This window comes from Saccharopolyspora cebuensis (assembly GCF_039542665.1).
Taxonomy (GTDB): Bacteria; Actinomycetota; Actinomycetes; order Mycobacteriales; family Pseudonocardiaceae; genus Saccharopolyspora; species Saccharopolyspora cebuensis.
Window position 1 is genome coordinate 195,359 of record NZ_BAABII010000003.1, and the last position, 13,996, is coordinate 209,354.

Sequence of the window (13,996 nt, forward strand, 5' to 3'; positions counted from 1 at the left end):
GCGTGGCGGTGCCGGTGGCGGAACCTCAGCGGCCTCCTCGCTGCGGGATCGCCTCCTGATGTACCCACTTCGTACACGGTGTCGGCGCTGTCCTCGCGAGAAGGCCGCTGAGAACCCGCGGCGGTGCCGGTTGCGTGCGTGGGGCAAGGCGGAAGCGGCTTTGCCGCTTGCCTGACGGCGTGTCGGTGGTGGTGAACCGGCAGGCCCTCCTTTTTACTTCAGGTAATAGTTTTCAGTCTGTTCTTGAATTTTCTTTTGGTTTTACAACGGTTTTCGCGTCTTGGCTTTGTGAAGGAGCGGTGTGGTGCGGAAGTTCGGGGTTGTGGTGCTGGTGGTGGCCGCGGCGGGGGCGGCGGTGCTGCTGAAGAAGGAGCTGCCCGCGATGCGGCGGTACCTCCGGATCGAGCGGATGTGATGGCGGGACCGGATGGTCCCGGGACCGGTACCGCGGCGACGCCGGTGCGGTACCGGTACTCGGTGCGCGGCGTGGTCCAGGGCGTCGGCTTCCGGCCCTTCGTGCACGCGGTCGCGACCGCGCTCGGGCTGTCCGGCTCGGTGCGCAACACCTCCGGCGGCGTGGTCGTCGAGGTGGAGGGCGGCCGGGCCGAGGTGGCGGAGTTCGGCCGCCGGCTGCGCGCGGAACCGCCGCCGCTGGCCTCGGTGGAGGAGGTGGAATCCGCCGAGCTGGCGCCGACCGGCGCCACCGGCTTCGCGATCGCGGCCTCGCACCGGGACGCCACCGCCCGCACCCCGGCCGCCCCGGACACCGCGATCTGCGCCGACTGCCTGCGGGAGATGTCCGACCCCGCCGACCGCCGGTACCGGCACCCGTTCATCACCTGCACGAACTGCGGTCCCCGGTTCACCATCATCACCGGCCTGCCCTACGACCGGCCCGCGACGACGATGGCCGGGTTCGAGCTGTGCGCCGCGTGCGCCCGCGAGTACGCGGACCCGACCGACCGGCGCTTCCACGCCCAGCCCGTCTCCTGCCGCGACTGCGGTCCCCGGCTGGAGTTCGTGGCCGCCGACGGCGGCCGGGTGGTGGGCGACGACGCGGCGGTGGAGGCGGCGCGGCGGCTGCTCGTGGCGGGCGGCGTGCTGGCGGTGAAGGGGATCGGCGGCTACCACCTGGCCTGCGTCGCCACCGACGAGCGCGCGGTGACCGCGCTGCGGGAGCGCAAGCGCCGCGGCGCCAAGCCCTTCGCGGTCATGGTCGCCGACCTCGCGACCGCGCGCGCCGTCGCCGAGCTCGACGATCGGGAGACCGCGCTGCTCACCGGTCCCGCGCGGCCGATCGTGCTGGCCCGCCGCCGCCCGGACCCGCCGCTGCCGATCGCGGACGCGGTCGCCCCCGGCAACCCGGACCTGGGGCTGCTGCTGCCCTACGCGCCGGTGCACCACCTGCTGCACGGGCTGCCCGGCGACCGCCCGATCGAGGCGCTGGTGATGACCTCGGGCAACACCAGCGGCGAACCGCTGGCCGCCGACGACGCCGACGCGCTGCACCGGCTGGCCCCGCTGGTCGACGGCTGGCTGCGGCACGACCGCCCGATCCACGTGCCCTGCGACGATTCGGTGGTCCGGGTGGTCGACGGCGAGGAGCTGGTGCTGCGCCGCTCCCGCGGGTACGCGCCGCTGCCGCTGCGGCTGCCGTTCGAGGTGCCCCCGACGCTCGCCGTCGGCGCCGACCTGAAGAACACCTGCTGCCTGGGTTCCGGCCGGTCGGCCTGGTTCAGCGGGCACATCGGCGACATGGACGACGTCGCCACGCTCACCGCCTTCGGCGCCGCCGAGCGCCACCTCGAACACCTCACCGGGGTGGCGCCGCAGCGGCTGGCCGCCGACGCGCACCCCGAGTACCGCTCGCGGGCGTGGGCGGTGCGCCACGCCGCCGGTCGTCCGGTGCGCTCGGTGCAGCACCACCACGCGCACCTCGCCTCGGTGCTGGCCGACCACGGGCTCGACGGGAGCAGCCCGGTGGTCGGCATCGCCTTCGACGGCACCGGCTACGGCACCGACGGCGCGGTCTGGGGCGGCGAGGTGCTCGTCGGCGACTACCTCGGGTTCCGGCGCTTCGCCCAGCTCGGCTACGTGCCGCTGCCCGGCGGCGACGCGGCGGTGCGGCGGCCGTACCGGATGGCGCTGGCGCACCTGCACGCCGCCGGGATCGCCTGGGACGCCGACCTGCCGCCGGTCGCCGCCTGCCCCGACGCCGAGCGCGGCGCGCTGGCCCACCAGCTCGGCACCGGGCTCGGCTGCGCGCCGACGTCCAGCATGGGCCGGTTGTTCGACGCGGTCAGCGCCCTGCTCGGCGTCCGGCAGGAGGTGGACTTCGAGGCGCAGGCGGCGATCGAGCTGGAAGCGCGGGCGCGGGAGGCGGGCCCCGGCACGCCGACCGGCACCTTCGCGGTGCGCGAGTCCGGCGATCGGCTCGTCGCCGACCCCGCGCCGGTGCTGCGCTCGCTGATCGCCCAGCGGCGCGCGGGAACCCCGGTCGCGGTGTCGGCCCGGCGGTTCCACGACGCGGTGGCCGTGCTGGTCGTGGAGCTGGCGCTGCGGGCCCGCGCCGAGCTCGACCTGGACACCGTCGCGCTCACCGGCGGGGTCTTCCAGAACGCGCTGCTGCTCGGCACCACCGGCCGGGCCCTGCGCGCGGCGGGTTTCACCGTCCTGCGGCACCGCGGGACACCACCTGGTGATGGCGGGCTGGCGCTGGGCCAGCTCCTGGTCGCGGCAGCGACGGACAACGGAAGGGGATGAGGCCGGTGTGCCTCGCGGTACCGGGCAAGGTCGTCCAGCTCTGGGAGCGGGACGGCACCCTGATGGCCGATGTGGACTTCGGCGGGGTGCGCAAGCAGGTGTGCCTGCAATACCTGCCGGAAGTGGTGGTCGGTGACTACGTGATCGTCCACGTCGGATTCGCGATCCAGCACCTCGACGAGAAGTCCGCGCTGGAGACGCTGGCGGCCTTCCAGGAGCTCGGGCTGCTGGAGGAGGAGTTCGCCGATCCCTTCGCCGACGGCGGCGGCGCCCAGGACCTCCCGCCACCCCGAACGACGACCGAGGAGATGGGATCGTGAAGTACCTCGACGAATTCAGCGACCCCGAGCTGGCGGGCCGCCTGTTCGACCGCATCCGCGCCATCACCACGCGCCCGTGGGCGCTGATGGAGGTCTGCGGCGGCCAGACGCACTCGATCATCCGCCACGGCATCGACCAACTGCTGCCCGAGGGCATCGAGATGATCCACGGGCCCGGCTGCCCGGTGTGCGTGACGCCGCTGGAGGTCATCGACAAGGCGCTGGAGATCGCCTCCCGCCCGGAGGTCATCTTCTGCTCCTTCGGCGACATGCTGCGGGTGCCGGGCAGCGACCGGGACCTGTTCCGGGTCAAGGGCGACGGCGGTGACGTCCGCGTCGTCTACTCCCCGCTGGACGCGCTGGCCCTGGCCCAGCAGCACCCCGACCGCGAGGTCGTGTTCTTCGGCATCGGCTTCGAGACCACCGCGCCGGCCAACGCGATGGCCGTGCACCAGGCGAAGAAGCTCGGGGTGCGGAACTTCTCGCTGCTGGTCTCGCACGTGCTGGTGCCCCCGGCGATCGCGGCCATCATGGAGTCGCCGAGCTGCCGGGTGCAGGGCTTCCTCGCCGCCGGGCACGTGTGCAGCGTGATGGGCACCGAGGAGTACCCCGAGCTGGCCCGCCGCTACCGGGTGCCGATCGTGGTCACCGGGTTCGAGCCGCTGGACATCCTCGAAGGCGTTCGCCGGACCGTCGAGCAGCTCGAAGCCGGGCGGCACGAGGTCGACAACGCCTACACCCGCGCGGTGCCGCCGGAGGGCAACCCCGCCGCCAAGGCCATGCTGCGGGACGTCTTCGAGGTGACCGACCGGGCCTGGCGCGGCATCGGCGAGATCCCGCGCAGCGGGTGGCGGTTGGCCGCCGACTACCGGGAGTTCGACGCCGAGTTCCGGTTCGACGTCGCCGACCTGCGCACCGCCGAATCGGCGCTGTGCCGCTCCGGCGAGGTGCTGCAAGGGCTGATCAAACCGCACGAGTGCGCGGCCTTCGGCGTCGAGTGCCACCCGCGCAACCCGCTGGGCGCCACCATGGTCTCCTCGGAAGGCGCCTGCGCGGCCTACTACCAGTACCGGCGGCTGGAGCTGCAGGAGGTGGCGCGTGGCTGAGACGACCGACCTCGCGGCCTGGACCTGCCCGCTGCCGCTGCGGGACTCCCCGACGATCGTGATGGGCCACGGCGGCGGTGGCGCGATGTCCGCCGAACTCGTCGAGCACCTGTTCCTGCCCGCCTACTCCGACGCGGCCACCGGCGAGCTCACCGACTCCGCGGTGCTGCCCGCCGGACCCGCCCGGATCGCCTTCAGCACCGACTCCTACGTGGTGAAACCGCTGTTCTTCCCCGGCGGGTCGATCGGCGACCTCGCCGTCAACGGCACGGTCAACGACCTCGCCATGTCCGGCGCGGTGCCGCTCTACCTGTCCACCGCGTTCATCCTGGAGGAGGGCACCGCGCTGGACGAGCTCGGCATGGTCGCCACCGCGCTCGGCGACGCCGCCCGCGCCGCGGGCGTGCGGCTGGTCACCGGCGACACCAAGGTCGTCGACGCCGGGCACGGCGACGGCATCTTCGTCAACACCGCGGGCGTCGGGCTCGTCGCCGACGGCGTCGACATCCGGCCCTCCCGCGCCCGCCCCGGGGACGCGGTGCTGGTCAGCGGCGACATCGGGGTGCACGGCGTGGCGGTGCTGAGCTGCCGGGAAGGGCTGGAGTTCGGCACCGCGGTGGAAAGCGACACCGCACCGCTGCACGACCTCGTCGCCACCGCCCTGGCCACCGGCGCCGACCTGCACGTGCTGCGCGACCCCACCCGGGGCGGGCTCGCCGCCTCGCTCAACGAGATCGCCGCGGCCGCCGGGGTCGGCGTCGAGATCGCCGAGCGCGACGTGCCGGTCCCGCCCGAGGTGGCCGACGCGTGCAGCATCCTCGGCCTCGACCCGCTCTACAGCGCCAACGAGGGCAAGCTCGTCGCCGTCGTGCCGCCCGACGACGCCGACCGGGTGCTCGACGCCATGCGCGCCCACCCGCGCGGCACCCGGGCCGCCCGCATCGGCACCGTCGTGGCCGACCACGCGGGCATGGTGGTGGCCAGGACCGGTCTCGGCGCCAGCAGGGTGGTGGACCTACCACCAGGAGAACAACTCCCCCGGATTTGTTGAGTCGGTGTGGTGGTCCTTTTGGGGAGCGGTGCGGGTGGCGGAACCTCAGCGGCCTTCTCGCTCCGGGCGCCCCTTCTCATGTATTCCAATACACAGCGGCGGGGCGTCCTCGCGAGAAGACCGCTGAGAACCCGCGGCGGTGCCAGTGGCGAGGGTGGGGCAAAGCGGAAGCGGCGTCCGCCGCTTGCCTGACGGTGGTTGGACGAGCTCGCGGGTTCGGCTGGAAGCGGCTTCGCCGCTTGCCTGGCGGTGGTTCCGTTCGGCGCGTGCGGTGCGTTGCGTTCCGGGGTTCTGGTGGGTGTGCTTCAGCCGTTTCAGGTGGGGTTGACGAGGTGAGGGGCACCCTTGTCCCAGTTACTTGGGCAAGGGTGCCCCTCACCTGGTGTCCGAACGGGTGACGGGTTCAGGCGCAGAGGCAGAACGGGTGGCCGTCGGGGTCGGCGTAGACGCGGAAGGAGGCGTCGGCCTGGTCCGGGGGCTGGGGGAGCTGGGTCGCTCCGGCGGCGAGGGCGCGCTCGTGGCCGGTGTCGAGGTCGTCGACCCGGACGTCCACGTGCGCCTTCTGCGGGACCTCGGGGCTCGGCCAGGTGGTCGGGCGGTAGTGCGGGTCGCGCTGGAAGGCCAGCCGGACGCCGCCCTCCGGGTGGGCGAGCTCGACCCAGTCGGCGGCGGACTCCGCCTCGTCGATCTCCCAGCCCAGCAGGCGGCCGTAGAACCCGGCGAGCCGGTGCGGATCGGGGCAGTCGAGGGCGAAGGCGATCACGTTCAGCGCGGACATGGAGTCCTCCTGTCGTCGGCCGGAGCGCTGTCCGGCCCTCCGGTAACCACTGAATGGTGATGACGAGTTACTAACTAGTGATCGGAGTATGCCGGTTACCGCACTCGGGGGCAACCCCCCGGGGGCTTACGATGGGGTGCGTGAACAGCAGAGCTGTCGCTCCGCAAGTCGACGGGCCCGGCGTCCTCGGACTCGACGTCGAACGCGATGTCGAACTCGTCCTGGCCTTCCTGAACACCCGCGACGTGGACCGGGGCACCGACGTCCTGTCGGACCCCGAGCAGTGGCGCCGGTGGTGCGCGAACCGGCGGATCGGCGAGGCCCCCGAGGTCCGCACTGTCCACGCGTACCGGGACGCGATGCGGGCCGCGGTCGCCGACGGGGCGCTGTCCGAGGTGGTCGTCGACCGGCCGTGGGCCGTCGAGGTCGAGCTGCGCCACGGCGTGCCCGTGCTGGTGGGCACCGACGCGCTCGGCGAGGTGCTGGCCGCCGCCACCGGGCTCGTCCGCACCGGGCACTGGAGCCGGATCAAGATCTGCCCCGCCGACGACTGCTTGTGGGCGTTCTACGACCGCTCCCGGAACCGCTCCCGCACCTGGTGCTCGATGCGCATCTGCGGGAACCGGGAGAAGGCGCGCTCCTGGCGCGAACGCCACACCGCCGAGACCCCCGCGGTCCAGGTCGCCCCCGGGAGCTGACCCGAAGTTCACCCGGAAGGGCCCTGAGTGAGGGGCACCTTCAGCCGACCATGCCGGATGAAGGTGCCCCTCACCTGGCAAAGTTCACCCGAACGGGAGCTGAGTGAGGGGCACCCTTGCCCGAGTAACTGGGACAAGGGTGCCCCTCACCTGGCAACGTTCACCCGGTTGTGCGGCCCGGTCGTGCAGCGGTGCGGGGTCACAGGAGGACGTGGGAGATGGTGTGGATGGTCAGCCCGGCCAACGCGCCGACGACGGTGCCGTTGATCCGGATGAACTGGAGGTCCCGGCCCACCTGGAGCTCGATCTTGCGCGAGGTCTCCTCGGCGTCCCAGCGCTCCACCGTGTCGCTGATCAGCCCGGTCAGCTCGCCGCGGTAGTTGTTCACCACGTAGACCACGGCGCCCTCCACCCAGCCGTCGACCTTGGCGCGCAGCTCCGGTTCGTCGACCAGGCGGCGGCCCAGCGAGCGCAGCCCGTCGCGGACCCGCACGCGCAGCTCGCTGGAGGGGTCCTCCGCGGCGTCGAGCAGCATCTTCTTCGCGGTGCCCCAGGCCGCGGCGACGAGGTTCTGCACCTCGGGGTGGGCCAGCACCTGCTGCTGGATCTGGTCGGCCTTGGCCATCGTCTTCGGGTCGTGCTGGAGGTCGTCCGCGAACTCGACCAGGAACCGATCGACGGCCTGGCGCATCGGGTGCTCGGGGTCGGTCTTGACCGCCCACGCGAACGACAGCACCTCGGCGTAGATCTTGTCCGCCACCAGCGAGTCGAAGAACCTCGGCGACCAGGTCGGGGCGCGCTGGCTCACCACCCGCAGCACGGTGTCGTGGTTGTCCCGCACCCAGTCGTAGGCGCGGTCGCAGACCAGGTCGACGAGCTTGTGGTGCGAGCCGTCGGCGAACACCTGCGCGAGGATGCGCCCCAGCGGCGGGCCCCACGGCCGGTCCAGCACCTTCCGGACGAGCGCCTGCTCCAGCACCGCCTGCACGTCGTCGTCGCGCAGCACCCGCACCGCGCCCCGGGTGGCGGCGGCGAGCTCGGAGGTGACCCGCTCGGCGTGCTCCGGCACCGCGATCCAGGACCCGACCCGCTTGCCGACCTCGGCGTTGCCCAGCTTGTCCCGGATGACCTGCTCGGACAGGAAGTTGGTGCCGACGAAATCACCCAGCGTGCGCCCGATCGCGTCCTTGCGGGTCGGGATGATCGCGGTGTGCGGGATGGGCAGGCCCAGCGGGCGGCGGAACAGCGCGGTGACCGCGAACCAGTCCGCCAGCGCACCCACCATCCCCGCCTCGGCCGCGGCCCGGACGAAACCCACCCACGCCGGGGCGCCCGCGTTCTCGTACCAGCGGGTGACCGCGTAGATCGCGGTGGCGGCCAGCAGGAGCCCGCCGGCCACCCCCTTCATCCGCCGCAGCGCGCGACGCTTGTCCCGGTCGGGATCCGCAGTGGAGTGCACGTCGACGATTGTGCCAACGCCGCGGATGATCAGGTCGGGCCTCGCCGTCCGGCCAGGTCGTCGGCTACCCTCGCCGATCGTGCGAACACCTGCCCTCACCACCCGGCTGCGCCCGTTCACCTCGACGATCTTCGCCGAGATCACCGAACTCGCCCGGCGCACCGGGGCGGTGAACCTCGGGCAGGGCTTCCCGGACACCGACGGGCCCGCCGGGATGCTGCGGGTCGCCCAGGACGCCATCGGCCGCGGCGTCAACCAGTACCCGCCCGGCGCGGGTGAGCCGGACCTGCGCGCCACCATCGCCGAGCACCGCCGCGACCGCTACGGCATCGAGCACGATCCCGAGGGGGAAGTGCTGGTCACGGTGGGTGCCACCGAGGCGCTGACCGCCGCGATGCTCGCCCTGGTGGAGCCGGGCGACGAGGTCCTGCTCGTCGAGCCCTACTACGACTCCTACCCGGTGGCCGTGGCGATGGCCGGGGGCGTGCGGCGCACCGCGGCCCTGCGGCAGGGGCCGGACCACCGCTTCGAGCTCGACCTCGACTCGCTGCGCGCGGCCGTGGGCCCGCGGACCCGCGCGCTGGTGCTCAACTCGCCGCACAACCCGACCGGCACCGTCTTCACCGACGCCGAGCTGGCCGCCATCGCGGAGGTCTGCCGCGAGCACGACGTGATCGCCATCACCGACGAGGTCTACGAGCACCTCCTCTACGACGGCCGCGAGCACCACCCGCTCGCCGCGCTGCCCGGCATGGCCGAGCGGACCCTGTCGATCTCCAGCGTCGGCAAGAGCTTCAGCGCCACCGGCTGGAAGATCGGCTGGGTCTGCGGTCCGGCCGAGCTGGTGGCGGCCGTGCGCGCGGCCAAGCAGTTCCTCACCTTCGTCGGCGGAGCGCCGTTCCAGCCCGCCGTCGCGCACGCGCTGCGCCACGAGCGGCCCTGGGTCGAGGAGCTGCGCACCGACCTCCAGCGCAAGCGCGACCACCTCGCCGCCGGGCTCGCCGACGCCGGGTTCGACGTGCTGGCCAGCGAGGGCACCTACTTCATCTGCACCGACGTCCGGCCGCTCGGCTTCGACGACGGCGCCGAGTTCTGCCGCGCGCTGCCCGAGCGCGTCGGCGTCGCCGCCATCCCGGTGCAGGTCTTCTGCGACGACCCGGCGGGCACCCGCCACCTGGTGCGCTTCGCCTTCTGCAAGCGGGACGAGGTCCTCGACGAGGCCGTCCAGCGCCTCCGCAAGCTCCGCTGAGCCCGGCCCGCAGCGGCTCCCGACTGGCACGAGGGCCGCGTTCCGCGCACCGGTGTGCGTGAAGGTCGCTTTTCTCTCGCGAATGCGATGAGGGCCGCGTTCCTCGCACAGGTGCGATGAAGGTCGTCTTCCTCGCGCCGGTGTGCATGAGGGCCACCTTCCGCGCACAGGTGCGATGAGGGCCGCCTTCCTCTCATGGGTGCGATGAAGGTCGCCTTCCTCCCACCGAGTGCGAGGAAGGCGACCCGCTCGCCGGGGGTGGACGGCGGTGGTCGCCGCCGGGCGCGTCCGCACCCGCGGGTGTACTGAGTGAGGGGCACCTTCATCCGGGTATGCCGGGTGAAGGTGCCCCTCACCTGCGACCCGGGGTGCAAGCTGTGTGCTTGCAAGAGCTAGCACTCGGGGTTACCGTGGTGGGGGGAACCGGAGAGGTGAACGTCGATGGGGCGCGTGGACGAGTCCGTCAACAAGGCCGTGAACCAGGCGGTCAGCGACCTCGGCGGGTACATCCGGCAACAACGGAACAACGCCCAGATCTCGCTGCGGCAGCTGGCCAAGCTCGCCGGCGTGTCGAACCCGTACCTGAGCCAGGTGGAGCGGGGCCTGCGCAAGCCGAGCGCGGAGATCCTGCAGCAGATCGCCAAGGGGCTCCGGATCTCCGCCGAGGCGCTCTACGTGCAGGCCGGGATTCTGGAGAGCCGCGAGGCCGGTCCGGTGGTGGAGGCCATCCGCGCCGACGCGGACCTCAGCGAGCGGCAGAAACAAGTGCTTCTGGACATCTACGCCTCGTTCCGTCGCGAACGCGACGCCGACGGGGAGACCGAGGAGTGATCGCGATGCCGGGATTCAAGACCGAGGACGCCACCAAGGTCCGCGAGCAGGCCCAGCAGGCCGTCGGCGGGGCCGTCGAGCAGGCGCGCACGCCGCTGCTCGCCGCGCTGGGCGCCGGTGACCTCGCCGCCCAGACGCTGCTGGACGCGGTGCAGAAGGTCCGCACCCAGCTCAACGAGCGGGCCGAGGCGGCGCAGCGGGACCTGCCCACCGACCTGGGCGAGCTGCGCGGCAAGCTCGACCCCGCCGAGCTGCGCAAGCGGGTCGACAGCTACACCCGGTCGGCGCGGGAGCTCTACGACTACCTGGCCGAGCGCGGCGGCGAGACGCTGGACCGCATCCAGGCGCAGCCGCAGGTCAAGGTCGCGCAGGACAAGGTGCAGGACACCGCCGAGGACGTCCGCGACGTGGCCGACGACGTGCTGGGCAAGGTCACCCGCAACACCCGCTCGGCCGGGGAGAAGGCGGCGCGGCAGACGGAGGAGGCCGCCGCGGAGGCCGCGGAGAAGGTGCAGGAGGCGGGCGCCAAGGCGGCGTCGAGCACCCGCAGCACCGCGCGCAAGGCGGCGAACAAGACCGAGTCGGCGCGCGGCTCCGCGTCGGAGGGCTGACGGGTGCCCCTCCGTTCGGCGACCACGTAGGCTGGGCGCCGTGGAGCTGGCGAATTGGATCATGCTGATTCTCTGGGCCGCTGGCTGGCCGGTCGGGGCGTTCGCGTTCGTGCACGCGGCGATGCAGCGCGCCGACGCGTACACCGCGGCCGACAAGATGTCCAAGCCCGCGTGGCTGGGCATCACCGGTGGCGGCCTGCTGGTGCTGATCGTGTTCCAGGGGCCGGGCACGCTGTTCTGGATCGCCGGGCTGGTCGCCGCGCTCGTCTACATCGTCGACGTCCGGCCCAAGGTCAAGGAGGTCCAGCGCGGGGGCTCCTGGTAGTGGGCGCGCGCTGGGTGGCCCGCGGGCGGGGCGCGCCGGTGACCCTGGTCGTCCCCGGGCTGGGCGCGACGGAGGGCGAGGCCCGCATCCCCGCGTCCGGGCTGCCCGGCACCCGCGTGGTGGTCACCCTGCCGGGGCACGGCAGCGCCCAGGACGCGCCGGAGGGCTACTGGGACTACGGCACCATCGCCGCCGACGTCCGCGCCGTCGCCGACGAGGTGGGGGCGACCCGGGCGGTCGGCGTCTCGCTCGGCGCCGGGGCGTTGACCAGGATCGCCGCCGAGGAACCGGACCGCTTCGAGCGGCTCGCCCTGCTGCTGCCCGCCGCCCTGGACCGGCCGCGCGGTGCGACGGCCACCGCGGCTTACGCGCGGCTGGCGGAGGCCGTGGACCGCGCCGGGACCGACGGCGGGCGGCGGCTGCGCGAGGTGCTGGCCGCCGAGGTGCCGGACGGCGTGTCCGTCGGCGACCACGTGGAGCGCCGGGCCGAGGCGCTGCTGCGGCTCGGCGCCGCGCTGCGCGAACTCCCCGGCCGGGCGCCGCTGGCCGACGCCGCCGCGCTCGCCGGGGTCGACGCGGAGGTGCTGGTCGTCGGTGCGACGGAGGACCCGCTGCACCCCGCCGAGGTCGCCGAGGCGGTGGCCGGGGCGTTCCCCCGGGCCGGGCTGGAGCTGCTGCCCTCGATGGCGCCGATGCTGACCCACCGCGCCCGGATGCGCGCCCTGCTGACCGGCTGGGCTGAGTAGGGTTCGGCGCATGGCTGTTGACTGGTCCGCCGCGGCGGGGACCCTCGCGGTCGCCCCGGCGCTGGAACACCCGGAACTGCTCGCCGATCCGGTCGCCGACGCGGTGCGCGCGCTCGACGACGACCGGATCGGGGTCGTCGCGATCGATCCCGGGCTCGCCGACACCGCCGCGTTCTGCGCCGAGTACGGCTCGCCGCTGGAGCTGTCGGCGAACTGCGTGGTGGTCGCGGGCAAGCGCGGCGGCGAGGTGCGCTACGCGGCGTGCCTCGTGCTGGCCACCACCCGCGTCGACGTCAACGGCGTGGTGAAGCGGCGGCTCGACGTCCGCAAGGCCTCGTTCGCGCCGATGGACGACGCGGTGCGGCTGACCGGCATGGAGTACGGCGGCATCACCCCGTTCGGGCTGCCCGGGGACTGGCCGCTGCTGGTCGACCCCGCCGTGGTCGCCGCCCCCGCCGTGGTGGTGGGCAGCGGACTGCGGCGCGGCAAGCTCATCACCGCCGGGTCGGTGCTGGCCGACCTCCCCGGCGCGGAGGTCGCCGACTCCCTGGGCCGCTGAGCGGCCGCTGATCCGCTGAGGACGCTGATCCACCCGGGACGCTGACCGTCCACACCCGACGTGCGTCCGTTTCCCGGGGCTCCGTCGAACTCGCCGGACGAGGGTCCTACCAGGACACTCGTGGGTGCTGCGTCGTCGACGGGGGGAAGCGCGATGGGCGTGCCTGGGCCGGTCTGGGCGGTGACGGTCGCCGGAATCGCCGCCCTGCTGCTGTTCGACTACTTCTTCCACGTGCGCAAGGCGCACACCCCCGCGCTGCGTGAGGCCGCCGTGTGGTCGGCCGGTTACGTGGGGGTCGCGCTCCTGTTCGGCGTCGGGGTGTGGTTCTTCGGCGGCACGGTGATGGGGACCGAGTACTTCGCCGGTTACGTCACGGAGAAGGCGCTGTCCGTCGACAACCTGTTCGTGTTCCTCATCATCATCGGCAGCTTCCACGTCCCGCGCCCGGACCAGCAGAAGGTGCTGCTGTTCGGCATCACGTTCTCGCTGCTGGCGCGCACGGCGTTCATCTTCCTGGGCGCCACCCTGATCAACGCCTTCGCCTGGGTGTTCTACCTCTTCGGCCTGATCCTGCTGCTCACCGCCGGGAACCTGCTCAAGCCCGAGGAGACCGAGGGACGTCCGGGTGACAACACCGTGGTCCGGATCGTCAAGCGGGTGTTCCCCGCCTCGGGCACCTTCGACGGGGACAAGCTGTTCACCACCGTGGACGGCAAGCGGGTGATGACCCCGATGCTGCTGGTGATGGTCGCGATCGGCGGCACCGACATCCTCTTCGCCCTGGACTCGATCCCGGCGATCTTCGGCCTGACCCAGAACGTGTACCTGGTGTTCACCGCCACCGCGTTCTCCCTGCTGGGGTTGCGGCAGCTCTACTTCCTCATCGACGGCCTGCTGGACCGGCTCGTCTACCTCTCCTACGGCTTGGCCGCGATCCTCGCCTTCATCGGCGTCAAGCTGATCCTGCACGCGCTGCACGAGAACAACGTGCCGTTCATCAACGGCGGCGAACCCGTCCACGTCATCGAGATCAGCACCGGCCTTTCGCTGGCGGTGATCATCGGCGTGCTGGTCATCACCGTCCTCGCCTCGCTGTTCAGCGCGAAGGGCAAGGCCCAGAACGTCGTGGCGGCGGCGCGGCGGCACGCCGCCGAGTACCTCGACGAGAGCGGCGAGGCCGACGCCGCCGCCCAGGAGCGGACCTTCCGCAAGATGCTCGCCGAGGAGCAGCAGATGCGGGAGCTCCCGGAGAAGTACCGCGCCCGGATCCGGGAGCAGCGGCAGCTGATGGACCTGCTCCGCGCCGCCCACGACAAGCACGAGCGGTGACCGCCGCGCTAGAAGGTCTTATCCGAAAATGCGGCGGAGCCGCATGCGGTGCGGCCGTCAACCGGCACCGCGGCCCGTGCTCGGACGTGACCGCTCAGCGGTCTTCTCGCGAGGACAGCGCCGACGCCGTGTACGTGCCTGGTACATCAGGAGGCGATCGGCGCAGCGAGA

At 72.7% G+C, this 13,996-nt stretch carries 15 protein-coding genes; 13 read left to right on the top strand and 2 right to left on the bottom strand.

Translation table 11 applies throughout. The annotated features are described in order from the left end of the window. Nucleotides 1–304: 304 nt before the first annotated feature. From ABD976_RS29590 to hypE, 5 genes are read left to right on the top strand one after another with little or no spacing between them, the layout of a single operon-like run. On the top strand, nucleotides 305–415 hold the full coding sequence (locus tag ABD976_RS29590) for a DUF6893 family small protein (protein WP_425570069.1): 111 nt from the start codon (nucleotides 305–307) through the stop codon (nucleotides 413–415). Then, nucleotides 415–2,763, top strand: a complete 2,349-nt coding sequence (hypF, locus tag ABD976_RS03730; protein WP_345357113.1) for a carbamoyltransferase HypF — start codon at nucleotides 415–417, stop codon at nucleotides 2,761–2,763. The genes ABD976_RS29590 and hypF overlap by 1 nt, the downstream gene beginning before the upstream one ends. After that, the gene (locus ABD976_RS03735; protein WP_345357116.1) at nucleotides 2,760–3,083 is read left to right on the top strand and encodes a HypC/HybG/HupF family hydrogenase formation chaperone; all 324 of its coding nucleotides are present in this window, start codon (nucleotides 2,760–2,762) and stop codon (nucleotides 3,081–3,083) included. Before hypF ends, ABD976_RS03735 begins: the two co-directional genes overlap by 4 nt. Next, complete coding sequence (gene hypD, locus ABD976_RS03740) at nucleotides 3,080–4,189, top strand: hydrogenase formation protein HypD (RefSeq protein ID WP_345357119.1); 1,110 nt, start codon at nucleotides 3,080–3,082, stop codon at nucleotides 4,187–4,189. The genes ABD976_RS03735 and hypD overlap by 4 nt, the downstream gene beginning before the upstream one ends. After that, complete coding sequence (hypE, locus tag ABD976_RS03745; RefSeq protein WP_345357122.1) at nucleotides 4,182–5,240, top strand: hydrogenase expression/formation protein HypE; 1,059 nt, start codon at nucleotides 4,182–4,184, stop codon at nucleotides 5,238–5,240. Before hypD ends, hypE begins: the two co-directional genes overlap by 8 nt. Before the next feature lie 403 nt (nucleotides 5,241–5,643). Here the strand turns inward: hypE and ABD976_RS03750 are convergent, their stop codons facing one another. Further along, nucleotides 5,644–6,018, bottom strand: a complete 375-nt coding sequence (locus ABD976_RS03750) for a VOC family protein (protein ID WP_345357125.1) — start codon at nucleotides 6,016–6,018, stop codon at nucleotides 5,644–5,646. 140 nt (nucleotides 6,019–6,158) lie between these two features. Here ABD976_RS03750 and ABD976_RS03755 point away from each other — a divergent pair, with 140 nt between their 5' ends. Next, nucleotides 6,159–6,716, top strand: a complete 558-nt coding sequence (locus ABD976_RS03755; RefSeq protein WP_369775099.1) for a CGNR zinc finger domain-containing protein — start codon at nucleotides 6,159–6,161, stop codon at nucleotides 6,714–6,716. Between the two features lie 199 nt (nucleotides 6,717–6,915). Here ABD976_RS03755 and ABD976_RS03760 read toward each other — a convergent pair whose 3' ends face one another. Further along, a complete protein-coding gene (locus ABD976_RS03760) occupies nucleotides 6,916–8,124 on the bottom strand; it encodes a DUF445 domain-containing protein (protein WP_345358685.1) in 1,209 nt (402 codons plus the stop codon). 130 nt (nucleotides 8,125–8,254) lie between these two features. Between ABD976_RS03760 and ABD976_RS03765 the strand changes: the two genes are divergently transcribed. The 7 genes from ABD976_RS03765 (at nucleotide 8,255) to ABD976_RS03795 (ending at nucleotide 13,825) form a co-directional block, all read left to right on the top strand. Beyond that, on the top strand, nucleotides 8,255–9,424 hold the full coding sequence (locus ABD976_RS03765; protein ID WP_345357131.1) for a pyridoxal phosphate-dependent aminotransferase: 1,170 nt from the start codon (nucleotides 8,255–8,257) through the stop codon (nucleotides 9,422–9,424). 441 nt (nucleotides 9,425–9,865) lie between these two features. Next, nucleotides 9,866–10,255, top strand: coding sequence for a helix-turn-helix domain-containing protein (locus ABD976_RS03770; RefSeq protein WP_345357134.1), 390 nt, complete (start codon nucleotides 9,866–9,868; stop codon nucleotides 10,253–10,255). Between the two features lie 5 nt (nucleotides 10,256–10,260). Beyond that, a complete protein-coding gene (locus tag ABD976_RS03775) occupies nucleotides 10,261–10,866 on the top strand; it encodes a hypothetical protein (RefSeq protein WP_345357137.1) in 606 nt (201 codons plus the stop codon). 61 nt (nucleotides 10,867–10,927) lie between these two features. Beyond that, the gene (locus tag ABD976_RS03780) at nucleotides 10,928–11,191 is read left to right on the top strand and encodes a DUF2516 family protein (protein WP_345357140.1); all 264 of its coding nucleotides are present in this window, start codon (nucleotides 10,928–10,930) and stop codon (nucleotides 11,189–11,191) included. A 38-nt stretch (nucleotides 11,192–11,229) separates the two neighbouring features. Further along, nucleotides 11,230–11,937 carry an alpha/beta fold hydrolase gene (locus ABD976_RS03785; protein ID WP_345357143.1) on the top strand — a complete coding sequence of 236 codons (708 nt, stop codon included), beginning with the start codon at nucleotides 11,230–11,232 and terminating at the stop codon, nucleotides 11,935–11,937. A gap of 10 nt (nucleotides 11,938–11,947) precedes the next feature. Next, a complete protein-coding gene (locus ABD976_RS03790; protein ID WP_345357146.1) occupies nucleotides 11,948–12,496 on the top strand; it encodes a YbaK/EbsC family protein in 549 nt (182 codons plus the stop codon). A gap of 153 nt (nucleotides 12,497–12,649) precedes the next feature. After that, entirely contained in the window at nucleotides 12,650–13,825 is a 1,176-nt protein-coding gene (locus ABD976_RS03795; protein ID WP_345357149.1) for a TerC/Alx family metal homeostasis membrane protein, read from the top strand. Nucleotides 13,826–13,996 lie beyond the last annotated feature (171 nt).

Bases quoted from the DNA above. Each gene is read 5' to 3' on its own strand.
- ABD976_RS03790 (WP_345357146.1), top strand. From the start codon at position 11,948: ATGGCTGTTGACTGGTCCGCCGCGGCGGGGACCCTCGCGGTCGCCCCG.
- ABD976_RS03795 (WP_345357149.1), top strand. From the start codon at position 12,650: ATGGGCGTGCCTGGGCCGGTCTGGGCGGTGACGGTCGCCGGAATCGCC.
- ABD976_RS03770 (WP_345357134.1), top strand. From the start codon at position 9,866: ATGGGGCGCGTGGACGAGTCCGTCAACAAGGCCGTGAACCAGGCGGTC.
- ABD976_RS03780 (WP_345357140.1), top strand. From the start codon at position 10,928: ATGCTGATTCTCTGGGCCGCTGGCTGGCCGGTCGGGGCGTTCGCGTTC.
- hypF (WP_345357113.1), top strand. From the start codon at position 415: ATGGCGGGACCGGATGGTCCCGGGACCGGTACCGCGGCGACGCCGGTG.
- ABD976_RS03750 (WP_345357125.1), bottom strand. From the start codon at position 6,018: ATGTCCGCGCTGAACGTGATCGCCTTCGCCCTCGACTGCCCCGATCCG.
- ABD976_RS03775 (WP_345357137.1), top strand. From the start codon at position 10,261: ATGCCGGGATTCAAGACCGAGGACGCCACCAAGGTCCGCGAGCAGGCC.
- ABD976_RS03735 (WP_345357116.1), top strand. From the start codon at position 2,760: ATGAGGCCGGTGTGCCTCGCGGTACCGGGCAAGGTCGTCCAGCTCTGG.
- ABD976_RS03760 (WP_345358685.1), bottom strand. From the start codon at position 8,124: ATGAAGGGGGTGGCCGGCGGGCTCCTGCTGGCCGCCACCGCGATCTAC.